Raw genomic sequence first — 24,268 nt, 5'->3', positions numbered from 1 at the left:
TCTCTTGGCGAGACAAGAGAAAGTGACTCGCCCGCCGGGGCGAGACCCGGCCAACGGCCCAACCAAGAGGCAGCACCTGAAGAAAACCCAAACCCCTGTCTCACCAGCGACCAATTCCCCCTCCACATTCCCTAGACTCCCCCGCGCGCCTCAAACAACGCCGAACAAAGAGAAGAGAGAAGGAGACCCCGTGCCCACCTGCCCCCTGTTCCGTCGCTTCGCAATCACCACCGTAGCCATCGCGCTAGCAGCCTGCAGCACCACAACAACGACAACGAGCCCACCGTCAACGACACCAGCAGCCGCGCAGACAGCAGAGCCGGCACCCACCCCGTCCACCCCCCTCCTCACCACCAGACCCACAGCCTGGCACCCCCCAGAGCCCCTGGTCCCCCCCTCCTCCTTCTCCGGCGTCCACGGCCTGGCCATCGACCAGAAGGGCCGCCTGCTCGCAGGCTCGGTCCTGGGCAACACCCTCTGGGAAGTCGACCGAAAAACAGGTGCAGCCAAGATCCTGATCGACGCCCCCGAAGGCCAGTCCGACGACATCGCCATCGGCCCTCAAGGCGAGATGGCCTGGACCAACTACCTCATGGGCATGCTGCGCTACCGCGAGAACGACACCGCCCCCATGCGCGTCCTCGCCAAGGACCTGCCCGGCCTCAACTCGCTGGCCTTCGACCCGCGCAACGGCAAGCTCTACGCCTCGCAGGTGTTCCTCGGCGACGCGCTGTGGGAAATCGACCGCGCGGGCCAGAAGCCGCCGCGGTTGATCCGCAAGGACATGGGCGGCTTCAACGGCTTCGAGGTCGGGCCCGACGGCATGCTCTACGGACCGCTGTGGTTCAAGAACCAGGTGGTGAAGATCGATCCGGCCGACGGGCGCATCACGCCGATTGCCGACGGCTTCCAGATCCCGGCCGCGGCCAACCTCGACGGCAAGGGCAACCTCTGGGTGGTCGACGCGCGCAGCGGCGAACTCGTGAAGGTCGAGCTCGCCACCGGCCGCAAGACGGTCGCGAAGCAGCTCAAGCCCTCGCTCGACAACCTCGCGATCGCGCCCGAGGGCACGATCTACATCTCGAACATGGCCGACAACGAGGTCATGGCCTTCGAGCCCGCCACCGGCGAACTGCGCACGCTCACCGGCGGCAAGCTCGCGGTGCCGGCCGGCATGAAGCTCGACGGCAACGACCTCTGGGTCGCCGATGTGTTCGGCTTCCGGCGGGTGGACGTGCGCAACGGCGAGGTGCGCGACGTGTTCCGCATGCAGCGCGAGCCCGAGCTCGAGTACCCGTTCGCGGTCGGGCTCTCGGCGCGGCTGTTCGCGCTGAGCTCGTGGTTCACGGGCACGGTGCAGCTGGTCGACCGCCAGACGCTGAAGACGGTGGAGACGATCCACGGCCTGAAGGCCCCGTTCGACGCGATCCCGATGCCCGACGGCAGCGTGATCTACGCCGAGATCGCCACCGGCAGCATCACGCGCGCGAGCGGCGCGAAGTTCGCCGAGCGGCAGGTGATCGCGAGTGGGCTCAACGGTCCGGTGCAGATGGTGATCGGCCGCGACGGTGCGCTCTACGTCACCGAGGCGGCCGGCAAGCTGCTGCGCATTCCGCTCGATGCCAGCGCGCCGCTGCGCACCATCGCCGACAAGCTCGCGCTGCCCGAGGGCCTGGCGCAGACGCCCTGGGGCAGCTTCGTGGTGGCCGAGAGCGCGGCGCGGCGGCTGGTGGAGATCGACCCGGCCGATGGCTCGCGCCGCACCATCGCCGAGAACCTGCCGATCGGCCTGGCGCCCGGGCCCGGACTGCCGCCGCCCTATGTGGTGACCGGCGTGGCGATCGGGCCCGACGGCACGGTCTACATGGCGGCGGACCGGAACAACGCGATATACCGGATCCGGCCTCAGCGCTGAAAAATTAAGAAAAAAGTAATCTAAACGGAATTGTAAAAAACCAGTTTACTTTTAAAAACAAACATTACAAACTCGCCCGGAACGGTCCGGTACCACCGATTTCCGGAGGCGAGCGGTACCGTTTTGCTGTCGAAAGGACAACCATGACACCGCTCGTCGCAGGCCAGCTGCTGTCGCCCGAGTACTCGCTGGGGCTGGTGGCACTGTCGTACTTCATTTCCTTCGCCGGCTCGCTGACCGCGCTGATCTGCGCCGGCCGCATGGTCGGCGCCGACGGCCGCCCGAACTTGGCGGCCGTGGCCTGCGCCGCGGTGGCGCTCGGCGGCATCGGCATCTGGTCGATGCACTTCATCGGCATGCTGGCGTACCGGCTGCCGATCTCGATCGCCTACAACATGCCGCTGACCGTGGTCTCGCTGGTGGCGGCGATCCTGATCTCGGGCATCGCGCTCTACCTCGCGGGCGGACGCCGCAAGTTCAGCCGCGCGGGCTGGCTCGCGGGCAGCCTGCTGGCCGGCCTGGGCGTGTGCGTGATGCACTACATGGGCATGTTCGCGATGAACATGCGCGCCACGATGCAGTTCGACCCGATGGCGGTCGGGCTGTCGGTGCTGATCGCGATCAGCGCCGCGGCCGCCGCGCTGTGGCTGGCCTTCAACGTGCGCAAGCTGAGCCTGCAGATCGGCGCCGCGGCCGTGATGGGCCTGGCGGTGTGCACCATGCACTACGTGGGCATGAGCGCGGCCACCATGGTCTGCACCGCCGCCGCCCCGCTCGACGCGCTCGCCATCGGCGGCAGCTACATGGGCCTCACGGTGTTCGGCACGGCCGGCGCGGTGCTGATCTTCATCTACTGGGTGCTCACCGGCAACAGCATCGAGTCGCCGATCTCGGCCGCCTCGAACGCGCGGCCGGCACCGGCCACGGCGCGCCGCGCGCGCACCAGCTAGTTGGCGCAAGCCCCGCGGCCGGGGCGCGCCTAGAGTTCCTGCGATCGGGGCCGGGAGCGCCCCGCCCGTACGGACACCATGCACTACACGCACGAACACCTCGAGATCCAGAAGACCCTGCGCCGCTTCATCGACGAGGAGATCAATCCGCACGTCGACGAGTGGGAGGCGGCCGAGACCTTTCCCGCGCACGAGGTCTTCAAGAAGCTCGGCAACCTGGGCCTGCTGGGCCTCAACAAGCCCGAGGCCTACGGCGGCGGCGGCCTCGACTACTCGTACGCGATGGCGCTGGCCGAGGCGCTGGGCCACGTGAGCTGCGGCGGCGTGCCGATGGCGATCGGCGTGCAGACCGACATGTGCACCCCCGCGCTCGCGCGCTTCGGCAGCGACGAGCTGCGCCGCGAGTTCCTCGCGCCGGCGATCGCGGGCGACACCGTGGGCTGCATCGGCGTGTCCGAGCCGGGCGCGGGCAGCGACGTGGCCGGGCTCAAGAGCCACGCGCGCAAGGATGGGGACGACTACCTCATCAGCGGCCAGAAGATGTGGATCACCAACAGCCTGCAGGCCGACTGGATGTGCATGCTGGTCAACACCGGCGACGGCCCGGTGCACCGCAACAAGTCGCTGGTGATCGTGCCGATGGACAGCCCCGGCATCGAGAAGGCGAAGAAGATCCGCAAGATCGGCATGCACTCGAGCGACACCGGCCTGATCTATTTCGACAACGTGCGCGTGCCGCAGCGCTACCGCATCGGCGAGGAAGGCCAGGGCTTCGTCTACCAGATGCAGCAGTTCCAGGAAGAGCGGCTGTGGTGCGCGGCCAGCTCGCTCGAGCCGATGGACGACTGCATCGCGCAGACCATCGAATGGGCCCAGCAGCGCAAGCTGTTCGGCGGCACGCTGGCCGACCAGCAGTGGGTGCAGTTCAAGCTGGCCGAGCTCAAGACCGAGGTCGAGGCGCTGCGCGCGCTGACCTACCGCGCCTGCGACCTGCACGTGCAGGGCCAGGACGTGACCGAACTGGCCTCGATGGCCAAGCTCAAGACCGGCCGGCTCACGCGCGAGGTGGCCGACACCTGCCTGCAGTTCTGGGGCGGCATGGGCTTCACGCTCGAGAACCGCGTCTCGCGGCTGTACCGCGATGGCCGCCTGGCCTCGATCGGCGGCGGCGCCGACGAGGTGATGCTCGGCATCCTCGCGAAGACCATGGGCATCGCGAAGCGGCCGCCGCGCGACTGAGCCCGGAGCGCCGCCAGCGGAAAACTGTTCTCCAGCGGCGACGCGGTCTTTCGCGCCGCGCCTGCATACCATCGTCCGCACGCCGCGGGCTCCTTTCCTGCCCCGCGGCAGCTGGAGCCTTCGCGTGATCTTCGTCCTTCATTCCCCCGCGCCATGTTCAAGCACATCGTGATGTGGGACCTGCGCGCCGACACGCCCGAGGAGAAGGCGCGCGCCACCCGGTTCGTGAAGCAACAGTTCGAATCGCTGCGCGGCCAGGTCCCGGGCCTGCTGCGCATCGAGGTCGGCATCGATTCGAGCCGCGTCGCCTATGCCTGCGACGTGGTGCTGTATTCGGAGTTCGACAGCCAGGCCGCGCTCGACGGCTATGCCACGCATCCGGCGCACCTGCGCGTGCGCGAGGCGCTCGGCGATCTGCGGATCGCGCGGCACCAGGTGGATTTCGCGGCCGACCCCGGCTGACGGCTACCCCTGCTCGGCCGCCGACTCCGCGCGCGCCAGCGCCATGCAGAAGCCGCGCACGATCTGCAGCGCGGGCGCCTCGGTGCGGCCCTCGAGCGTGACGAAGGCGAACTGCGCATCGAGCCCGGCCTGCGGCGCCACGGCCAGCTCGACCAGTTCGCCGCCGTCGCGCAGCGCGCGCGTGACGGCGAGCACGCCGAGGAAGATCGCGTCGGTGTTGCGCACGGCTTCCACCAGCACGCCGATCTCTTCCGAGGACACCTGCAGCCAGCGCTGCGGACTGGCCTCGCTGCCGTAGCGCTCGACCAGGCGGCGCGCGACGTCGTCGCTCACGCGCGTGGAGATCAGCGGAAAGCGCGCGAGCTCGGCGAAGGCCAGCGCGCCCGCCTCGCGCAGGCGCTGTGCCAGCGGATGGCCGCGCCGGCAGACGAAACCCGAACGCAGGGTGGGCAGCACCTCGATGCGCAGGTCCTCGCTCGGCGAGAGCGCGCGGTAGGTGATCAGCAGCGCATCGATGGCACGCGCGCGCAGCGCCGCGAGCTGCTGCTCGGGCCCGCCGCCGTGCAGCTCGAGGCCGACGCGCGGGTAGTCGCGCAGCATGTGGATCAGGAGCGGCGCCGAGAACAGCGCGCCCGGCGCGGCGCCCAGGCCCAGCCGCAGCTGGCCCGCCTGCCCGTCGCTCAGCAGCGCCGCGGCCCGGCGCAGCTCCTGCGCCTCGCTCGAGATGCGCCGCGCGCGCGCCAGCACCATCGCGCCGAAGGGCGTGAGCTCGTTGCGCTTGCCGATGCGGTCGATCAGCGGCATGCCGAGCTCCTGCTCGAGCATCTGGATGCTGCGGCTGAGCGCGGGCTGCGTGAGGTGCACCTTCTCGGAGGCGCGGCTGAAGGAGCCGGTTTCGGCGAGCGCGAGCAGGTGCTCGAGTTGCTGCAGGTTCATGGCGTGCCGATCATGAGTCCAGATCATGATAAGCAGAAAAACAATGCATTGGACAGATAGATGAGCGATTTCTAGCATCCGTCGCGTACTGCTTTCGACCCAAGGAATCGCCCCATGCACGGCTTCTCGCAACGCTTCTCCCGGCTGTCGTCCGGGCTGTCCCGCCGCCGCGGCGCCCTGGCGCTCGCCGTGGCCCTCGCCGGTCTTGCGGCCGTGGGCACCGGCGCCTGGGCGCAGCCCGCGGCCTTTCCCTCCAAGCTGGTCACCTTGATGGTGCCGTACCCGGCCGGCGCGGCCAGCGACTTCACGGCGCGCGCGCTCGCCGAGCCCGTGGCCAAGGCGCTGGGTGGGCAGGTGATCGTCGAGAACCTGGGCGGCGCGGCCGGCGCCATCGCCGCCAACAAGGTGCTCGCGGCGCCGGCCGACGGCCACTACCTGTTCCAGGGCTCGCCCAGCGAGCTGATCCTCTCGGGCATGGTCAACAAGAGCGTGCGCTACCGCCCCGAGGACTTCCAGCTGGTGGCGCCGGTGGCGATCTCGCCGCTGGTGGTGGTGGTCAACGACAAGCTGCCCGCGCGCACGCTCGACGAGCTGGTGGCGCTGGCGCGCGCCCGCGGCAAGGACGCGCCGCTGAGCTACGGCTCGACCGGCGCGGGCACGCTCTACCACCTGCTGGGCGAGCTGTTCGCCAGGCGCGCCGGCGCGAACGCCACGCACGTGCCCTACAAGGGCGGCGCGCCGCTGATGCAGGACCTGCTCGGCGGCCAGATCGACTTCGCCTTCATGCCCTACCAGGCCTTCTATGCCGACTACGCGCGCCAGGGCAAGCTGCGCGTGATCGGCGCACTCTCGGGCGGCCGCCTGCCGGCGCCCTTCGAGGACGTGCCCTCGAGCGCGGACTCGGTGTCGATGAAGGGCTTCGACTTCAGCATCTGGACCGCCTACGCGGTGAAGAAGGGCACGCCGCAACCGGTGGCCGAGCGGCTCAACGCCGCGATCGAGAACGGGCTGACCAATGCCCATGCGCGCGCCCAGCTCGAGGCGCAGGCCAAGACGATCTTCCAGCCGATGAGCCTGGAGGCGGCCGAGAAGTTCTACCGCGCGGAGATCGCGCGCTACCGCGAGCTGGTGCGCACCGTGGGCTACGAGTCGCCCTGACAGCGCCGCTTTTTCTTTCCCCCACCGACTGAAGAGAGGCCGCTCGCCGGCCCGAAGGAGACTTATGACCCCCCTCGATCGAAGGGCGCCTCCTCGCGCCCTGCCGCTGGCCCTGGCCGCGATCCTGTGCACCGCCCTCGCGGCCTGCGGCGGCGGAGGCGGCAGTGCCGCGAACTTCGCGCTGCCGCCGATCGCCACGCCCGCGCCGCCACCGCCGGCCGCGCCCGATCCCGCGCTCGCCAGCACCGCCGAAGGCCCGGTCGCGGGCCAGCGCCAGGACGGCCTGGTCGCCTTCCTCGGCATTCCCTATGCACGGCCGCCGGTCGGCGACCTGCGCTGGGCGCCGCCGCGGCCGCCCGCTGCGCACGACGCGACGCTGCAGGCCCAGGCCTTCGGCACCGCCTGCCTGCAGGCGCCCGAGACCAATGTCGACGGCCGCTCGGCCGAGGACTGCCTCTACCTCAATGTCTGGAAGCCCGCGGACGCGAAGCCCGGCGACCGGCTGCCGGTGCTGGTCTACATCCACGGCGGCGCCTTCGTGCTCGGCTCGGGCTCGCAGGCCTCGGGCACGCTCGCGGCGCGCGGCGGCGTCGTGGTGGTGAGCTTCAACTACCGGCTCGGCGCGCTCGGCTACCTCGCCAACCGCTCGCTGCGCGCGCTCAACCGCGACGGCAGCCTCGGCAACTTCGCGCTGATGGACCAGATCGCCGCGCTCGAATGGGTGCAGCGCAACATCGCTTCGTTCGGCGGCGACGCGGGCAAGGTCACGATCTGGGGCACCTCGGCCGGCGCCACGCAGAGCTTCTCGCTGCTGCAGTCGCCGAAGGCCCGGGGCCTGTTCCACCGCGCCGTGATGCAGAGCGGCGGTGGCGGCGAATATTCGAACCAGGGCATGGACACGGCGCTGGGCATCGGCGATGCCGCGGTCGCCAGGCTGGGCTGCGCCGGCAAGGCCGACGATGCCGCCACCGTCGCCTGCCTGCGCGGCCTGCCGGCCTCCGCGCTGCTGGCCGTGGGCGGCAGCAAGTGGCGGCCCACGGTCGACGCGCAGGTGCTCACGCAGGTGCCGGCGCGCGCCTTCGAGAGCGGCAACTTCAACCAGGTGCCGGTGATGATCGGCGGCGTGTACGACGAGGGCACCCTGTTCGTCGACAGCAAGCTCGGCGCCGACGTCTACCCGTTCTACCTGCGCGGCCTCGCGCCCGCGGGCTTCGACACCACGGCCATCGAGGCGGCCTACCCGCTCTCGCGCTTCGCGGTGCCGGCGCAGGGCGTCGCGCGCGCCATCGGCGACGGCATGTACGCCTGCGGCAACAGCGCGCGGCGCGGCGCGCTCTCGGCCTGGGTGCCGGTCTACGGCTGGGAGTTCACCGACCCGGTGCTGTCCTTCCCCGCCAGGCCCTCGGCCTTCTACTACGGCAGTGCACACGGCATGGACAGCTTCTATTTCGGCGACATGGCCGACCAGCTCGCGGGCTATCCGTACCTCGATGCCGCCGACACCACGGCCGCGGGCGGCGATGCCGTCGTGGCCACGCAGCGCCGGGCGCTCGCCGCGCAGATGAGCACCTACCTGCTCAATTTCGTGCGCAGCGGCGATCCGAACCAGGGCACGCCGGTCGCCACGCCCTGGCCGCGCTTCGCCTCCCCGGCTGACCCCGCGCTGATCGCCTTCGGCTATCCCGCGATCGGCGTCACGCGCGGCGACTTCGAGCGCACGCACCGCTGCGACACGCTGTGGGGACCGGGCGTGTTCCCGCCGATCTACTGATGAACACCACCATGCATTCCACAGACACCCCTTCCGCGGACGCCGGCACGCAGGCCGTCATCGACCACCTCGCGGCGCGCCAGCAGCCGATCGTGGCCTGGCTCGAGGACTTCCTGCGCATTCCCAGCGTGAGTGCCGACCCGGCCTTCGCGCCCGGCATGGACACGGCGCGCCGCTTTCTGCTCGAGCGGCTGCGCGCCATCGGCCTGCACGAGGTGCAGCTGCTCGACGGCGGCGGCGAGCCCGCGGTCTACGGCGAATGGAACGGCGCGCCCGGCCGGCCCACCCTGATGGTCTACGGCCACTACGACGTGCAGCCCGCCGACCCGCTCGCGCTGTGGCGCACGCCGCCGTTCGAGCCGGCCACGGTCGACGGCCGGCTCTATGCGCGCGGCAGCTCCGACGTGAAGGGCTCGACCACCATCGCGCTCGAGACCATCGCGGCCTTCCTCGCGGTGCGCGGCGGCTGCCCGGTCAACATCAAGGTCTTCCTCGAGGGCGAGGAGGAGACCGGCAGTCCCTCGCTGCGCCACCTGGTCGAGCGCCACCGCGCGCTGCTGCGGGCCGACGCGGTGCTGTCGGCCGACGGCGGCCGCGCGAGCGCCGAGGTGCCGACGATCAACACCGGCGCGCGCGGCAATGCGCAGCTCGAGGTGCGCCTGCGCAGCGCGCACAAGGACCTGCACTCGGGCCGCTACGGCGGCGGCGTGCGCAACGCGCTGCACGAGATGGCGCGGCTCATCGCCTCGCTGCACCATGCCGACGGCGGCGTGGCGGTCGAGGGCTTCCATGCCGGCGCGCAGCCGCCGACGCCGCGGCAGCGCGCCGACACGGCGGCCTTTCCCTACGACGAGGCGGCCTTCTTCGCGGACGTGGGCGGCAGCGACCACGGCGAGCCCGGCTACAGCGCGCGCGAGCGCATCACGCTGCGCCCCGCGCTCGACGTCAACGGCCTGTGGGGCGGCTACACCGGCGAGGGCGGCAAGACCATCGTGCCCTGCGAGGCCGGCGCCAAGCTGACCGCGCGCGTGGTCGCGGGCCAGGATCCGGGCGCCGTCATCCGCGCCGTGCTGCGCCACCTGCAGGCGCACTGCCCGGCGGGCTGCACGCTCGAGACCGTCGCGCTGCACGAGGGCTCGCCGGCCTCCACCCTCGCGCCCGCGCATCCGCTGGTACGCGCGGCCGAGGCCGTGCTCGAGCGCGAGAGCGGCCGGCGGCCGATCCACGTGCGGCTGGGCGCGAGCGTGCCGGTCACCGCGCTGTTCAAGGAGACGCTGGGCATCGACACGCTGATGTTCGGCTTCAACCTGCCCGACGAGGACGTGCACGCGCCGAACGAGTTCTTCCGGCTGGCGTCGATCCAGCAGGGCGCGCGCGCGTGGACACTGCTGCTGGCGGAACTGGCGTCGTACCCGCCGGAGCAGTTCCACGGGCACTGAGCGCGAGGCTCGGCATTCCGCCGGCGGCTTGCCCGCGCGGTGAGCGGCACGGCACCCGCGGCCCCGTTCGGACGCATCGTGATGGCGGCTACCATCGCGCAGCGTCTGCCCGACCCGCCGTCTCCGCCCCTCCTTGCCCATGAAGCTGCTTGCCGCCCGCGTCTGCGCATTCGTCCTCGGAGCCGCCGCGTCCCTCGGCGTCGCCGCCGCCGATCTCGACGCCGGCGTGCGCGCCTACCGGGCCCGGGACTTCGATGCCGCCGTGGGCCAACTGCAGCCGCTGGCCGAGCTCGGCGACCCGGATGCGGCCTTCTACCTGGGCAGCATCCATGCCCGCGACGACAGCCGCCATCAGGACGACTACATGGCCTACAAGCTGCTGTCGCGCGCGGCACGCGCCGGCCGGGTCGATGCCAGCGACGCACTGATCCTGATGCGCGCCAAGGGCAAGGTCAGCCTCGTGTTCGAAGGCTATGCGCTACGCCCCGAGGACAAGGCCGGGCTGGAGCCGCTTCGGCAGGCCGCGCTCGAAGGCCGCTTCGACACGCTCGGCACGGAGAACCTGACGCGGCTCGCGGTCGCCTACTGCGAACACATGGGATTGGCCGAGGGAAGCGGTCCCCAGAGAACCGTCGATCGCAACGAGAACGTGCACGACTGGCTGCAGCGGGCGGCGGAGGCCGGGGAGCCGCGTGCGCAGTTCCTGCTCGGCATGCTGTATGCCGGTGGCCAGCCTTGCCATGGCGTGTCGGTGAAGATCGATCGTGCCCTCGGCCTGTCGTGGTGGCGCAAGGCTGCCGCCCAAGGCCTGCTGCAGGCTCAGCGAACGATCGCCGCCTTCGTCGTGCGCGCACGGGATGGCATCCCGGCCGACCCGAAGGAAGGCATGGAATGGCTGCGCCAGGCGGCGGCTCGCGACGACGCGCCCGCCATGGCGTGGCTGGGCATCTATCACGACAAGGGCTACGGAGTGCCCAGGGATGCGGCGCAAGCCATGCGCTGGTTCCGCAAGGCGGCCGATCTCGACGACGTCACCGCGCTCGACAACCTGGGCGACATGCTGTCGGCGGGCCAGGATGTCCCGGCGGATCCGGTCGAAGCGCATGCCCTGTACCGACGCGCCGCGGACCTGGGGGACCCTTATGCGCAGCGCCGTCTGGCCGAGATCTACACCCAGGGCGCCGGCGTGGAAAAGAACGCGGAACGCGCGCTGCAGTGGCGCACCGCCTCCGCGCGCGGCGGCGACCCGGTGTCGCAGACGATCCTGGGCCAGATGTACCTGTTCGGACGCGATGCGCCGCGCGATCCCAAGGCGGCACTGGACTGGCTGCGCGAAGGAGCGAGCCGCGGCCAGCCGCAAGGCCTGCTTCTGCTGGGCAGCGTGCTGGAGACGGCGCCGGGCGGCCTGGCGAAAGCCTGGGCCCTCTACACGCTGTCGGACCGCGCGGGCGAGCCCCGGGCAGCCCCGCGGCGAAACACCATCCAGGCCCGGATGTCGGCCGACGAACTGGCGCGCGGCAAGCGCCTGGCGGCCGACTGGCGCCTGGACGCACGCCAGCCCGGCGACTGGAATTGGCGGGCTCTCTCCCTCACGGCGACATCGCCGGAGGACAGTTTCTAGACCTCGACAGCGACCCCGCTTCATGGACCTCCGACCGCACTGCATCGCCGCGCTGGCCGCCGCCCTGCTTCCCATCGCCACCCTCGCTCAAGACCGGCCCGCGCGAGAGCCGTTGCCGCGGGACGACCTGCAATCGCTGGCGGCCACCTACCAGCTGCTGCGCGATTCCTACGTGAGGCCGCTCTCCGGCGAGGAGATCCTGCAGGCGGCCTTGCGCGGCATGGTCCGCGAGATCGACCCGGAGGGCGGGCAATTCCTGATGAAAGAGGACCTGGCCGACATGTCGCCACCGCCGAACTACACGGGCGGCGCGGTGGGCCTGGAGATGATCAACCGCAACGGCGAGGTCGCGGTGATCTCGCCCATCGCGGACAGCCCGGCGGAGAAAGCCGGCATCCGCCCCAATGACGTGCTCAGCGCGATCGACGGCACGCCCATCAAGGGCAATCTCAGCCTGGCGTTCAAGATGCTGCGCGGCCCGCTCGGCAGCAGCGCGACGCTCACGATGCGCCGCCCGGGATCGAACACGCCCAGGGATTTCAAGGTCGAGCGGCAGAACGTGCAGGGGGCGGTCGTGCGCCTGTCGATGGCATCGCCGGACATCGCGGTGCTGCGCATCGCCGAGTTCAGGGAAAACACGCTGAACCTGGCGGCCCGGGAGCTCGACGCGCAGTGGCGCAAGCGACCGTTCAAGGGGCTGGTGCTCGACCTGCGGCGCAATCCGGGCGGGCTTTTCGATGTGGCCGTCGGCGTCTCCTCGCTGTTCCTGCCGGCCAGGAGCAAGGTGGTGGAAACGCAGGGCCAGCGCACCGAAGCGAATGCCGTCTATTTCGCCGAACCCGCGTACTACACGCGCGGCGGCGCAGATCCGTTCGCCGGGGTCGCCCGGGAGGTCCGCGAGCTTCCGATGGTCGTGCTTGTGGACGAGGGCACGGCCTCGGGCGCGGAGATCGTGACCGCGGCCCTGCGCGATCACAAGCGGGCGCGCATCGTGGGCCGCAGGACCTTCGGTCGCACGAGCATCCAGACCGTGACACCGCTGGGTGTCGACCGTGCGGTGCGCTTCACCTCCGCCTACTGGTTTCCACCCTCGAACGAAAAGCTCGAAAAGACCGGCATCACGCCGGACCGGGTGGTGGAAGCGGTCGATTTCCAGCGCGAGATCGAGGAGGCGGTCGCCGAGCTTCGCGCAAGGCTTCAGTGATCCTTCCCGGGTGACGGCGAAGCCTTTGCCGCTTCCGCCGCCTGCGCCGCGCGCAGCTTGTCCTTCTTGCTCGGCCGCTTGCCCTTGATGCCGCCCGTGCCGCTGGTGTCGACCAGGGGCGGCGCGACCTCGGTGGGCTCGAAGCCCTCGATGCGCTCGCGCGGCACGCGCCGGTCCTGGCGCTTCTCGATCAGGCGGAAGTGCGCCTCGGAAGCCGGCGTCACGAAGCTGATCGCGAGGCCGCTCTCGCCCGCGCGGCCGGTGCGGCCGATGCGGTGCACGTAGTCGGTGGGCGAGCGCGGCAGGTCGTAGTTGACGACCACCGGCAGCCGCGCGATGTCGAGGCCGCGCGCGGCCAGGTCGGTGGCCACCACCACGTCCCAGCGGCTCTGCTTGAACTGGTCGAGGATGTCGGTGCGCGCGCCCTGCGAGATGTCGCCGTGGAAGGGCACGGCATAGATGCCGTGGCGGTAGAGCTTCTCGGCCACGGTCTGCGCGGCATGCTGGGTGGCGACGAAGACCAGCACGCGGCCCCAGGCCTCGCCGTGCTGCTCGAGCAGGTGGCGCAAAAGCTGGGTGCGGCGGGTGCTGTCGACCTCGATCGCGCGCTGCACGATGTCGGGCGCGGTGCCGGGCTCGCCCTGCACGTCGATCGTTTCGGGGTCGCGCAGCATGCGGTCGGCCAGTGCCTGGATGGCCTGCGGGAAGGTGGCCGAGAACAGCAGGTTCTGCCGCTTCGCCGGCAGCTGCGCGAGGATGCGGCCCAGTTCCTCGGCGAAGCCCAGGTCGAACAGGCGGTCGGCCTCGTCGAGCACCAGGGTGGCGATCGCGTCGAGCCGCAGCGCGTTGTGCTCGACCAGGTCGAGCAGCCGGCCCGGCGTGGCGACGATCAGGTCGGCACCGCCGCGCAGGCCCATGAGCTGCGGATTGATCGACACGCCGCCGAAGACCACCGCGATGCGCAACCGGTCGGGCAGTGCGCGCGCGAGGTCGCGCAGGGTCTCGCCGACCTGGGCCGCGAGCTCGCGCGTGGGCACCAGCACCAACGCGCGAAGCCGGCGCTCACCCCCGGCCGAGTCGGCGGCCAGTCGATGCAGCAGCGGCAGCGAGAATGCCGCGGTCTTGCCCGAGCCGGTCTGGGCCGAGCCGCGCAGGTCGCGTCCCTGCAGAATCGCGGGAATGGCCGCGGCCTGGATCGCGGTCGGCTCGGCGTAGCCGCGTTCGGCGGCGGCGCGCACGAGCGCCGGGGCCAGCCCCAGCGATGCAAAGGACGGGGTGGGCGCAGCGGTCAAGCGGCGGACTCCCCACGGAAGAAGGCGGGCGGCAGGTGCATCGGAAAGGCTCGTCTGGGCTGGAAGAAAAGAGATCGGGAACGAAGAGAACGCAGGAACATGGCAACCCACAAGGACAACCCGGCGGCCACCCGGCTGGTGTATTCGACCGAGGCCGGCGGCCGCATGTGCCCCGATTGCGGCGAACCGCTGGCGCAATGCCGCTGCAAGGACCTCGCCGAGCAGGCGCGGCTGCGCGCCGCCGATGGCATTGTGCGTGTGTCGCACGAGACCGCGGGCAGAAAAGGCAAGGGCGTGACCGTGGTGAAGGGCGTGGCGCTCGACGCGGCCGCCCTGCTTTCGCTCGGCAAGCAGCTCAAGGCGGCCTGCGGCACCGGCGGCACGGTGAAGGACGGCACGATCGAGATCCAGGGCGACCACCGCGAACAGGTGATCGCCACGCTCACCAAGCTGGGCCACACGGTCAAGCGCGCGGGAGGCCGCTGATGAAGCCCGAGGACCTCGAGCGCCTGGTCACGCTGGCGATGCCCTTCGGCAAATACAAGGGCACGCTGATCGCCGACCTGCCGGGCAACTACCTGACCTGGTTCGCGCGGGAGGGTTTTCCCCCGGGAGAGATCGGGCGGCTGCTCGCCTTGATGCATAAAATAGACCACAACGGCCTCTCGGGCCTGCTCAAACCGTTGCGAAACCGCCCGTCGGGATCAGAGGTTTCCCGATGAATGTGCAATTAAAAGCTTGATTTCCCGGCCAAACCGGGATAATCGCCGCTACGTGTCAGTGAGCCATCAGGCTCCCGTGCACGTTATCCGGTGATCGGTCAGTTTCGCGCACAGCGCCTTCGTTTGTTGTGATTCTGGGACTCCATCGCTTTTTCTGTTATTTGGTTTTTTTGAGTTGAGGAGTCCCTTTCATGGGCAAGAAACTTTACGTGGGCAATCTCGCCTACTCGATCCGTGACAACGATCTGGAGCAAGCCTTCGGCGCCTACGGTGCCATCGTCAGCGCCAAGGTCATGATGGAACGTGACACCGGCCGCTCCAAGGGCTTCGGCTTCGTGGAAATGGGTACCGACGCCGAGGCGCAAGCCGCGATCGCCGGCCTGAACGGCCAGCCGGTCCAGGGCCGCGCCCTGACCGTGAACGAAGCCCGCCCGATGGAAGCCCGCCCGCCCCGTAGCGGTGGCGGCGGCTACGGTGGTGGTGGCGGCGGTTACGGCGGTGGTGGCGGCGGCGGCGGTTACGGCGGCGGTGGCCGCAGCGGCGGTGGCGGCGGCTACGGCGGCGGTGGCCGCAGCGGTGGCGGCTACGGCGGTGGCGGTAACGACGACGGCTACGGCCGCGGCGGTTACTAAGCCCTCTCACACCATCGAATGGCGGCCCTGCCGCCTTTCGCTGAAAAAAGCTCCTTCGGGAGCTTTTTTCGTTTCCGGATGTCGCTCGGCCGAGACGGCGCGGGCTTACCCGTAGTAAGCGCTACGCATTAGTCCCTACCGGCCGGGTCAGCCAGCGGTCAGGCGCCGGAAACGACCCTCCTCCCTCCAAAACAGAGGGTCGAGAGACATGAAAATCAAGAGCCAGGCCGACTTCTTTTCAGGAGTCATGTTCACGGCCGTGGGCGGCGCCTTCGCCATCGGCGCCACCGCATACAACATAGGCGACGGGGCCCGCATGGGTCCCGGTTACTTCCCGCTCATGCTGGGCATCCTGCTCGCGCTGCTCGGGCTGGGGATCATGTTCCAGGCCATGGTGGTCGAGACCACCGACGGCGATCCGATCGGCAAATGGGCCTGGAAGCCGCTGGCCTACGTGCTGGGCGCCAACCTGGCCTTCGGCGTGCTGCTCGGCGGCCTGCCGAGCATCGGCCTGCCGGCGATGGGAATGATCATCGCGATCTACGCGCTCACCATCATCTCGAGCCTCGCGGGCGAACACTTCAACCTGCGCGACGTGCTGGTGCTGGCCACCATCCTCGCGGCGGGCAGCTACGTGGCCTTCATCTGGGCGCTCAAGCTCCAGATCCAGGTCTGGCCCACCTTCATCGCAGGCTGAGGAGCACACCACCATGGAACTGTTCCAGAACCTCGCGACCGGCTTCGGCGTCGCCTTCACTTTCACCAATCTGCTGTACTGCCTGATCGGCTGCATCCTGGGCACGCTGATCGGCGTGCTGCCGGGCATCGGACCGGTCGCCACGATCGCGATGCTGCTGCCCGCGACCTACGCGCTGCCGCCCGTCTCGGCCCTGATCATGCTGGCCGGCATCTACTACGGCGCGCAGTACGGCGGCTCGACCACCGCCATCCTGGTCAACCTGCCGGGCGAATCGTCCTCGGTGGTCACCTGCATCGACGGCTACCAGATGGCCAGGCAGGGCCGCGCGGGCCCGGCGCTCGCGGCCGCGGGCCTGGGCTCGTTCTTCGCGGGCTGCGTCGGCACGCTGATCCTGGCCGCCTTCGCGCCGCCGCTGACCGAGCTGGCCTTCAAGTTCGGCCCGGCCGAGTACTTCTCGCTGATGGTGCTGGGCCTGATCGGCGCGGTGGTGCTGGCCTCGGGTTCGCTGCTCAAGGCGGTGGCGATGATCGTGCTGGGCCTGCTGCTGGGCATCGTCGGCACCGACGTGAACTCGGGCGTGGCGCGCTTCAGCTTCGACATTCCCGAACTGACCGACGGCATCGGCTTCGTGGTGATCGCCATGGGCGTGTTCGGCTACGGCGAGATCATCGGCAACCTCTCGCAGCCCGACGACGAGCGCGAGGTCTTCACGCACAAGGTCAAGGGCCTGTGGCCCACCAAGGACGACTTCAAGCGCATGACGCCCGCGGTGCTGCGCGGCACGGCCCTCGGTTCGGCCCTGGGCATCCTGCCCGGCGGCGGTGCGCTGCTGGCGGCCTTCGCGGCCTATGCGCTCGAGAAGAAGATCAAGATGCGCCCGGGCGAAGTGCCCTTCGGCAAGGGCAACATCCGCGGCGTGGCCTCGCCCGAGTCGGCCAACAACGCCGGCGCGCAGACCTCCTTCATTCCGCTCTTGACGCTGGGCATCCCGCCCAACGCCGTGATGGCGCTGATGGTGGGCGCGATGACGATCCACAACATCCAGCCGGGCCCGCAGGTGATGACCAGCAACCCCGAGCTGTTCTGGGGCCTGATCGCCTCGATGTGGATCGGCAACGCGATGCTGATCATCCTGAACCTGCCGCTGATCGGCATGTGGATCAAGCTCTTGACGGTGCCCTACAAGTTCCTGTTCCCGGCGATCGTGCTGTTCTGCGCCATCGGCGTGTACTCGACCAACAACAACACCTTCGACGTCTGGATGGTCGCGATCTTCGGCTTCGTGGGCTACCTGTTCCTCAAGCTGCGCACCGAGCCGGCCCCGCTGCTGCTGGGCTTCATCCTCGGCCCGATGATGGAAGAGAACCTGCGGCGCGCGCTGCTGCTGTCGCGCGGCGCCTGGAGCGTGTTCGTCACGCGGCCGCTGTCGGCGGGCCTGCTGGTGGCCGCGGCGCTGCTGCTGGGCATCGTGCTGCTGCCGGCCGTGAAATCGAAGCGCGAGGAAGCCTTCGTCGAGGATTGAGCGCCACCGCGCTGTTCGACTGAGCAAAGGCCCCGGTGTTCGCCCCGGGGCCTTTTCTATTTGAGGAAGGCGTCGTACGCGGTCTTGAGGATCAGCGCGCTCACCACGACCATGAACACGATCCGCACGAAGCCCGCGCCGTGCCTGAGCGCCACGCGCGTGCCGATCAGGCTGCCGGCCACGTTGGCGACCGCCATCGCCAGCCCGTAATGCCACCAAACGTGGCCCTTGAGCGCGAGCAGCAGCAGCGCCGCGCCGTTGGTGAGCACGTTGATGACCTTGGCCGAGGCCGAGGCGTTGAGGAAGTCGTAGCCCATCCAGCGCACGAACAGGAACACCAGGAAGCTGCCCGTGCCGGGGCCGAAGAAGCCGTCGTAGACGCCGATGCCCAGGCCGATGCTGCAGGCCGCGAGCGTCTCGGCGCGGCCGGTGAAGCGCGGCGCGTGGTGACGCCCCATGTCCTTGCGCGCGAGCGTGTAGAGCAGCACCGCCAGCAGGATGGCCGGCAGCGCGCGGCGCAGGAAGTCGCCCGGAAACTGGGTGACGCCCCAGGCGCCGGCCAGCGCGCCGCAGAAACCGGCCAGCGCGGCCGGCCACAGCGCGCCCCAGCGCATCTGCACACGCTGGCTGAACTGCGCCGCCGAAGCGGCCGTGCCCCAGATCGACGCGCTCTTGTTGGTGCCCAGCAACGTGGCCGGCGGTGCCCCGGGGAAGGCGGCGAACAGCGCCGGCACCAGGATCAGTCCACCACCGCCCACGATCGCATCCACGAACCCCGCGAGCAGCGAGGCCGCGGTCATCAGCCACATTTCCATGGCTGCGATTGTCGCACCGGAATCACTATCAAAAGAGTAGCAACCAACGGCGACGCAGCCGACTCTCCGGCCGCTTTTCAAGGCAAGGAATCGGGGCGCCGATGCGAAAGCGACAGGCAAAAAAAAGCGCCGACCAGCGGCGCTTCTGAATTTTTCAACCCGGCTCTCGGATGTAGCCTTTTGGATGATTGTTCTTGTCGATCGGGAATTTGTCTCCTCGGCCCTCGGCAGCACGAGCAGGGCCCGTTCGCGAGTGGCTGGACTTTAGGGGGTGCACCGCCGCAGTGCATTGGGAATTACCCGCTTTGCCTTACTTTCGCGCACGGCGTAGCAAACCAAAGTGTTTCACGCAGTTAACGATGTGGCACGACTTGTGCACAGAGCCCGGGACCACCACTCCAAGAAGAGACCGCCGCCATGGCCCTGGTACCGCAAGCCTCCATCAGCGCCGCGGACACCGCGTGGATGATGACCTCCACGGTGCTGGTGCTGCTGATGACGCTGCCGGGCATCGCGCTCTTCTATGCCGGCATGGTGCGGCGCAAGAACGTGCTCGCCACCATGGCCTGCGTGGTCGCCATCGCCGCGGTGGTGTCGCTGACCTGGTTCGCGCTCGGCTACTCGCTGGCCTTCACGCCCGGCTGGCCCTGGCTCGGCGGCACCGGGCGCTTCTGGTTCGCGGGCTTCGACTACCTGAAGGACGCCGGCACGCTGGCCGTGAGCCACGTGGCGCCCAACGTGCCCGAAACGGTCTACGCGATGTTCCAGCTGAGCTTCGCGATCATCACCACCGCGCTGGTGCTCGGCGCCTTCGTCGAGCGCATGCGCTTCTCGGCGGTGCTGTGGTTCGCGCTGCTGTGGAGCGTGCTGGTCTACGCACCGATCGCGCACTGGGTCTGGGAGCCCGGCGGCTGGCTCTCGCAGATGGGCGCGCTCGACTTCGCGGGCGGCTCGGTGGTGCACGTCAATGCGGGCGTGGCGGGACTGGTCTGCGCCTATGCGCTGGGCCCGCGCCGCGGCTACGGCCGCGAGCCCTTCGAGCCCTACAACCTGGCCTTCACCATGGCCGGCGCCAGCCTGCTGTGGGTGGGCTGGTTCGGCTTCAACGCGGGCTCGGCGGTGGCGGCCGACGGGCGCGCGGGCCTCGCGATGCTGGTAACGCACGTGGCGGCCGCCGCGGGCGCGGCGAGCTGGATGATCGCCGAGTGGACGGTGCGCCGCAGCCCCTCGCTGCTGGGCCTGTGCTCGGGCCTGGTCGCGGGGCTGGTGGCGATCACGCCGGCCGCGGGCTTCGTCACGCCGCCTTCGGCGCTGGCCATCGGCGCCATCGCCGGCCTGGCCTGCTACTGGGGCGCCACCGGCCTCAAGCGCCTGCTGGGCGCGGACGATTCGCTCGACGTGTTCGGCGTGCACGGCATCGGCGGCATCGTGGGCGCGCTGCTCACGGGCGTGTTCGCCGACAAGGCCATCTCGGGCGCCAGCGGCAACGTGCTGACGCAGGCGATCGCGGTCGGCGGCGTGGCGGTCTACAGCGCAGCCGGCACCGCGATCGTGCTGTTCCTGGTGCGCGTGCTGGTGGGGCTGCGCGTCGATCCCGACAGCGAGGCGCAGGGGCTCGACCTGGCCCAGCACCGCGAACACATCGGAGGCTGAACCGCGATGGATGGCCACGTCCTGTCCGAGAGCGAGCGCATCGCGCTCGCGGCGCGCCTGCACGTGGCACTGCGCCGCAAGCACGGCCGCGTGACCGACACCGAGTGGATGGCCGTCAATGCCGAGTACGCCACCGAGATGGTGCGCTTCGCGCGCGCGCATGCGGCCGAGACCCACGACGATGAGCTCGCGGCCATCGCGCTGCGGCTCGAGCAGGCGATGGAGCCGCTGGCGCGCGCCGCGCGGCTCGAGGCCGCGGCGCGGCTGCCCGACGGCAGCGGGCGGCAGCCGCCGCCCAAATACATCGGCGGCCTGCGTTAGGCCGCCTGCGCTAGGCCCTCTTCGCGAGCGCCGTATCGCGGATCGCCTGCAGCGTGGTCGACGGCGTGATCGCCTCCGGATCGAGCACGCAGTGCAGGATCGCGGGCTTGCCGCTGGCCCGCGCGCGCGCCAGCGCGGGGCCGAACTCGGCGGTGCTCGTCACGCGCTCGCCGTGGCCGCCGAACACCTCGGCATAGCCGCGGAAGTCGGGGTTCTTCAGCTGCGTGGCGCTGACGCGGCCCGGGTAGTGGCGCTCCTGGTGCATGCGGATGGTGCCGTACATGGCGTTGTCGAGCAGCACCACGAGGATCGGCAGCCCGTACTGCACCGCGGTTGCGAACTCCTGGCCGTGCATCAGGAAGTCGCCGTCGCCCGCGAACACCACCACCTCGCGCTGCGGCCACAGCCGCTTCGCGCCGACCCCGGCCGGCAGGCCGTAGCCCATCGAGCCGCTGGTGGGCGCGAGCTGGCTCGCGAAGGCGCGGAACGGCCAGAAGCGGTGCACCCAGGTCGCGAAGTTGCCCGCGCCGTTGCAGAAGATGGTGTCGTGCGGCAGCACCTCGCGCAGGTGCTGCATCACCTCGCCCATCTGCAGCGGACCCGGCACGCGGATCGGCGCGGGATCGCTCCAGCGCAGGAACTCCTCGCGCGCTTCGGCCGTGCGCGACTTCCAGGCCGGCGCCCGCGCCGGCTTCAGCCCGGCCACCGCCTCGGCGAAGGCACGCGGCGTGGCATGGATGCCCAGCGCGGGCCGGTAGAGCTTGCCGAGTTCGTCGGCATCGGCATGCACGTGCACCAGCGCCTGCGCGGGCTGCGGAATGGCCAGCAGCTCGTAGCCCTGCGACGGCACCTCCGACAGCCGGCCACCGACCAGCAGCACCAGGTCGGCCTCGCGGATGCGCTGCAGCATGCGCGGATTGGCGCCCAGCCCCAGGTCGCCCGCGTAGCAGGGATGCTCGGCCGACAGCAGCATCTGGCGCCGGAACGAGCAGTACACGGGCAGCGAGTGGGCCTCGGCGAACTGCGCGAACTGCCGCGCGGCCTCGGCCGACCAGCGGCTGCCGCCGAGCACCACCACCGGCCGCTCGGCCTGCGCGAGGCGCTGCTGCAGCTCGGCGATCTGCGCCGCGCCCGGATGAGTCTCGGTCACGGCATAGGGCAGCGAGTCGGCCACCGCGGCGGCCTCGGTCAGCATGTCCTCGGGCAGCGCGATCACCACCGGGCCGGGCCGGCCCGAGGTCGCCACGTGGAAGGCGCGCGACACCAGCTCGGGCACGCGCGCGGGGTCGTCGATCTGCACCACCCACTTGGCCATGGTGCCGAACACCGCGCCGTAGTCGAGCTCCTGGAAGGCCTCGCGCCCCAGTGCCTCGCGCGCCACCTGGCCCACGAACAGCAGCAGCGGCGTCGAGTCCTGGTGCGCGATGTGCACGCCGGCCGAGGCATTGGTCGCGCCCGGTCCGCGCGTGACGAAGCAGACGCCGGGCCGGCCCGTGAGCTTGCCCTGGGCCTCGGCCATCATGGTGGCGCCGCCTTCCTGGCGGCAGACGGTGACGGCGATGGCCGCGTCGTGCAGCGCGTCGAGCACCGCGAGGAAGCTTTCGCCGGGAACGCAGAACAGCTGCTCGACGCCGTGCAGGACGAGCTGGTCGACCAGGAGCTGGCCGCCGGTGCGGGAGGTGGGGGTCACGAGAGGGCTCCGATGCGAGGGAGAAGAAGAAGGAAGGACGGATTCATTCGAGCGCCGCGCAGGCCGCCGCGATGCGCGCGCAGGCCTCCTCGAGCTGCGCCATCGAGGTCGCGTACGAGATGCGGAAGTAAGGCGCGAGCCCGAACACGCTGCCCGGCACCACCGCCACCTCGAAGTCCTCGAGCAGGTAGCGGCAGAAATCCGCGTCGCTGGCCAGCAGCGCGCCCCGGCGCGTGCGCCGGCCCAGCAGGCCCTGGCAGCGCGCGAAGGTATAGAACGCGCCCTCGGGCCGCGGGCAGTGCAGGCCGTCGATGCGGTTCAGCGCGGCCACCACGAAGTCGCGCCGGCGCTGGAAGTCGTCGCGCCGTTCGGCCACGATCTGCTGCGGCCCGGTCAGCGCCTCGATCGCCGCGGCCTGGCTCACCGACGAGGGGCACGAGGTGGTCTGGCTCTGCACCACGGCCATCGCCGCGATCAGCGCGCGCGGCCCGGCGCCGTAGCCCACGCGCCAGCCGGTCATCGCATAGGCCTTCGACACGCCGTTGATCGTCAGCGTGCGCTCGCGCAGCCGCGGCTCCACCGCCGCCGGCGTGGCGAAGGCCAGGCCGTCGTAGAGGATGTGCTCGTAGATGTCGTCGGCCAGCACCCACACGCGCGGATGCCGCAGCAGCACCTCGCACAGCGGCTTCAATTGATCGGCGCCGTAGGCCGCGCCGCTCGGGTTCGAGGGCGAGTTCAGGAACAACCAGCGCGTGCGCGGCGTGATCGCCGCCTCGAGCTGCGCGGCCTCGAGCCGGAAGCCCTGCGCGTCGCCGCAGGGCACGCCGACCGGCACGCCGCCGCAGATGCGCACGATGTCGGCGTACGAGGTCCAGTAGGGCGCGGGCAGGATCACCTCGTCGCCCGGATCCAGGCTCGCCATCAGCGCGTTGAAGATCACCTGCTTGGCGCCCGCGCTCACGCTGATCTCGTCGAGGCCGAAGTCCAGCGCGTTGTCGCGCCTGAACTTGAGCTGCACCGCCGCCTTCATCGCCGGGCTGCCGTCGAGCACCGTGTAGCGCGTGTCGCCGCGCCCGATGGCGCGCACCGCGGCCTCGCGCACGTTGTCGGGCGTGTCGAAGTCGGGCTCGCCCGCGCCCAGCACGATCACCGGGCGGCCCGCGCGTTTGAGCGCATTGGCATGGTCGGTGATGCGCAGGATCGCCGACACGCCGAGCGCGCGCACGCGCTGCGCCGGCACGAAGTCCGAGGAAGAAGAGACGGCGGCAGCGGGACTCACTTGGCGTAGCTCTCCAGCGGCTTGTCGTTGGGCTCGAGCACCAGCTGCTTGAGCATCGCGCTCATCGGCAGGTTCAGGCTGGTGTTCTTCGGCGGGATCGGCGCCACGAACCACTTGGTGTAGAGGCGCTCGAGCTCGCCGCTCTTCATGAGGCGGCGCAGCGCGCCGTCGACCGCGGCCTTGAAGGCCGGGTCGTCCTTGCGGAACAGCAGCGCGATCGGCTCCGAGCCCAGCGGCTCGCCGACGATGCGGTAGGCCGTCGGGTTCTTCGAGTTCGCGATGATCCCGGCCAGCAGGTTGTCGTCGAGCACGAAGGCATCGGCGCGGCCCGACTCCATCAGCAGGAAGCTCTCGAGGTGGTCCTTGCCGAGCATGGTGTTGATGCTCACGTTGTTGCTGCGCTCGCGCTTGCGCAGCAGCTGCACCGCCGTCGTACCGGTGGAGGCCGACACGGTGCGGCCCGCGAGCTGGTCGAGCGTGGTGATGCCCGAGTCGACGCGCGTGGCCATGCGCACCTCGCTCACGTAGGTGGTGAGCGCGAAGGCCACCTGCTGCTGGCGCGCGAGGTTGTTGGTGGTGGGGCCGCAACCGATGTCGAGCGTGCCGTTCTGCACCAGCGGGATGGTGTTCTGCGCCGTGACCGCCATGTACTCGAGCTTCGCGGCCGGCACGATGTCCTTGAGCACGCGCTCGCACAGCTCCACGTGGTAGCCCACGTACTTCTCGCCCGCGCCCAGCATGTAGGCCATGGGCGGCGAGGCCTCGCGCACGCCGAGCACCGCCTTGCCGCTGGCGGCGATCTTCTCGAGCGTGCCCGCGGGCGCCGGTTGCTGCGCGCCGGCCGTGGCGGCCAGGGCCAGCAGCAGCGTGGCGGCCGCGGCCTTGAGCGGGTGCAGGGATGGAATGAAGTTCATGTCGTCGTCTCCTCGTCGTTGTGGTGGATGGTC

22 protein-coding genes are annotated in these 24,268 nt (G+C 70.2%); 16 read left to right on the top strand and 6 right to left on the bottom strand.

The features are described from left to right. Nucleotides 1-571: 571 nt before the first annotated feature. The 4 genes from ACODT0_RS21925 to ACODT0_RS21910 all read left to right on the top strand — a co-directional run bounded on the left by ACODT0_RS21925 (nt 572) and on the right by ACODT0_RS21910 (nt 4,566). The gene (locus tag ACODT0_RS21925) at nt 572-1,915 is read left to right on the top strand and encodes a hypothetical protein (RefSeq protein ID WP_489042261.1); all 1,344 of its coding nucleotides are present in this window, start codon (nt 572-574) and stop codon (nt 1,913-1,915) included. A gap of 143 nt (nt 1,916-2,058) precedes the next feature. After that, nucleotides 2,059-2,865, top strand: coding sequence for an MHYT domain-containing protein (locus tag ACODT0_RS21920; RefSeq protein WP_489042260.1), 807 nt, complete (start codon nt 2,059-2,061; stop codon nt 2,863-2,865). A 78-nt stretch (nt 2,866-2,943) separates the two neighbouring features. Next, on the top strand, nt 2,944-4,104 hold the full coding sequence (locus ACODT0_RS21915) for an acyl-CoA dehydrogenase family protein (RefSeq protein WP_057597689.1): 1,161 nt from the start codon (nt 2,944-2,946) through the stop codon (nt 4,102-4,104). A gap of 153 nt (nt 4,105-4,257) precedes the next feature. Continuing rightward, a complete protein-coding gene (locus ACODT0_RS21910) occupies nt 4,258-4,566 on the top strand; it encodes a Dabb family protein (protein ID WP_261218053.1) in 309 nt (102 codons plus the stop codon). Between the two features lie 3 nt (nt 4,567-4,569). Here ACODT0_RS21910 and ACODT0_RS21905 read toward each other — a convergent pair whose 3' ends face one another. Beyond that, the gene (locus ACODT0_RS21905; RefSeq protein WP_489042259.1) at nt 4,570-5,502 is read right to left on the bottom strand and encodes a LysR family transcriptional regulator; all 933 of its coding nucleotides are present in this window, start codon (nt 5,500-5,502) and stop codon (nt 4,570-4,572) included. A gap of 114 nt (nt 5,503-5,616) precedes the next feature. Here ACODT0_RS21905 and ACODT0_RS21900 point away from each other — a divergent pair, with 114 nt between their 5' ends. From ACODT0_RS21900 to ACODT0_RS21880, 5 genes are all read left to right on the top strand, one after another. Beyond that, nucleotides 5,617-6,660: a tripartite tricarboxylate transporter substrate binding protein gene (locus ACODT0_RS21900; protein ID WP_489042258.1), complete on the top strand. Its 1,044-nt coding sequence runs from the start codon at nt 5,617-5,619 to the stop codon at nt 6,658-6,660. A gap of 64 nt (nt 6,661-6,724) precedes the next feature. After that, complete coding sequence (locus ACODT0_RS21895; RefSeq protein ID WP_489042257.1) at nt 6,725-8,431, top strand: carboxylesterase/lipase family protein; 1,707 nt, start codon at nt 6,725-6,727, stop codon at nt 8,429-8,431. 11 nt (nt 8,432-8,442) lie between these two features. Next, nucleotides 8,443-9,870, top strand: a complete 1,428-nt coding sequence (locus ACODT0_RS21890) for a dipeptidase (protein ID WP_489042256.1) — start codon at nt 8,443-8,445, stop codon at nt 9,868-9,870. Nucleotides 9,871-10,009: 139 nt separating this feature from the next. Continuing rightward, entirely contained in the window at nt 10,010-11,491 is a 1,482-nt protein-coding gene (locus ACODT0_RS21885) for an SEL1-like repeat protein (RefSeq protein ID WP_413762107.1), read from the top strand. 22 nt (nt 11,492-11,513) lie between these two features. Continuing rightward, nucleotides 11,514-12,695, top strand: coding sequence for a S41 family peptidase (locus tag ACODT0_RS21880; RefSeq protein WP_261218037.1), 1,182 nt, complete (start codon nt 11,514-11,516; stop codon nt 12,693-12,695). On the opposite strand, the gene ACODT0_RS21875 is transcribed toward ACODT0_RS21880, so the two are convergent. Further along, nucleotides 12,689-13,987 carry a DEAD/DEAH box helicase gene (locus ACODT0_RS21875; RefSeq protein ID WP_082321744.1) on the bottom strand — a complete coding sequence of 433 codons (1,299 nt, stop codon included), beginning with the start codon at nt 13,985-13,987 and terminating at the stop codon, nt 12,689-12,691. The genes ACODT0_RS21880 and ACODT0_RS21875 overlap by 7 nt on opposite strands. A 99-nt stretch (nt 13,988-14,086) precedes the next feature. Here ACODT0_RS21875 and ACODT0_RS21870 point away from each other — a divergent pair, with 99 nt between their 5' ends. The 5 genes from ACODT0_RS21870 to ACODT0_RS21850 all read left to right on the top strand — a co-directional run bounded on the left by ACODT0_RS21870 (nt 14,087) and on the right by ACODT0_RS21850 (nt 17,563). Further along, nucleotides 14,087-14,473, top strand: coding sequence for a translation initiation factor Sui1 (locus tag ACODT0_RS21870; RefSeq protein WP_057597644.1), 387 nt, complete (start codon nt 14,087-14,089; stop codon nt 14,471-14,473). Continuing rightward, nucleotides 14,473-14,709: a DUF3820 family protein gene (locus ACODT0_RS21865; protein WP_489042255.1), complete on the top strand. Its 237-nt coding sequence runs from the start codon at nt 14,473-14,475 to the stop codon at nt 14,707-14,709. Before ACODT0_RS21870 ends, ACODT0_RS21865 begins: the two co-directional genes overlap by 1 nt. A gap of 191 nt (nt 14,710-14,900) precedes the next feature. Continuing rightward, nucleotides 14,901-15,341, top strand: coding sequence for an RNA-binding regulator (gene rbp / locus ACODT0_RS21860; protein ID WP_261218032.1), 441 nt, complete (start codon nt 14,901-14,903; stop codon nt 15,339-15,341). Nucleotides 15,342-15,549: 208 nt separating this feature from the next. Then, a complete protein-coding gene (locus ACODT0_RS21855) occupies nt 15,550-16,038 on the top strand; it encodes a tripartite tricarboxylate transporter TctB family protein (protein ID WP_057597256.1) in 489 nt (162 codons plus the stop codon). A gap of 13 nt (nt 16,039-16,051) precedes the next feature. After that, nucleotides 16,052-17,563: a tripartite tricarboxylate transporter permease gene (locus ACODT0_RS21850; RefSeq protein WP_057597257.1), complete on the top strand. Its 1,512-nt coding sequence runs from the start codon at nt 16,052-16,054 to the stop codon at nt 17,561-17,563. A gap of 56 nt (nt 17,564-17,619) precedes the next feature. Here the strand turns inward: ACODT0_RS21850 and ACODT0_RS21845 are convergent, their stop codons facing one another. Next, nucleotides 17,620-18,378: a sulfite exporter TauE/SafE family protein gene (locus ACODT0_RS21845; protein ID WP_057597258.1), complete on the bottom strand. Its 759-nt coding sequence runs from the start codon at nt 18,376-18,378 to the stop codon at nt 17,620-17,622. A gap of 417 nt (nt 18,379-18,795) precedes the next feature. Here ACODT0_RS21845 and ACODT0_RS21840 point away from each other — a divergent pair, with 417 nt between their 5' ends. Continuing rightward, a complete protein-coding gene (locus ACODT0_RS21840; RefSeq protein ID WP_489042254.1) occupies nt 18,796-20,031 on the top strand; it encodes an ammonium transporter in 1,236 nt (411 codons plus the stop codon). A gap of 6 nt (nt 20,032-20,037) precedes the next feature. Next, nucleotides 20,038-20,352 (top strand): hypothetical protein, encoded by a 315-nt coding sequence (locus ACODT0_RS21835; protein ID WP_057597260.1) that lies wholly within the window; start codon nt 20,038-20,040, stop codon nt 20,350-20,352. Between the two features lie 10 nt (nt 20,353-20,362). Here the strand turns inward: ACODT0_RS21835 and ACODT0_RS21830 are convergent, their stop codons facing one another. Genes ACODT0_RS21830 through ACODT0_RS21820 form a run of 3 tightly spaced genes read right to left on the bottom strand, consistent with a single transcriptional unit; the run spans nt 20,363 to nt 24,235 of the window. Beyond that, entirely contained in the window at nt 20,363-22,042 is a 1,680-nt protein-coding gene (locus ACODT0_RS21830; protein ID WP_489042253.1) for a thiamine pyrophosphate-binding protein, read from the bottom strand. A gap of 43 nt (nt 22,043-22,085) precedes the next feature. After that, the gene (locus ACODT0_RS21825) at nt 22,086-23,321 is read right to left on the bottom strand and encodes a pyridoxal phosphate-dependent aminotransferase (RefSeq protein WP_489042252.1); all 1,236 of its coding nucleotides are present in this window, start codon (nt 23,319-23,321) and stop codon (nt 22,086-22,088) included. Then, on the bottom strand, nt 23,318-24,235 hold the full coding sequence (locus tag ACODT0_RS21820; protein ID WP_057597263.1) for an amino acid ABC transporter substrate-binding protein: 918 nt from the start codon (nt 24,233-24,235) through the stop codon (nt 23,318-23,320). The genes ACODT0_RS21825 and ACODT0_RS21820 overlap by 4 nt, the downstream gene beginning before the upstream one ends. Nucleotides 24,236-24,268: the final 33 nt, after the last annotated feature.

The sequence above is a fragment of the Variovorax sp. FG153 genome, from assembly GCF_057809595.1.
Note: the sequence above shows the minus strand (reverse complement) of the source record. Positions and strands in the feature narration are given on the sequence as shown.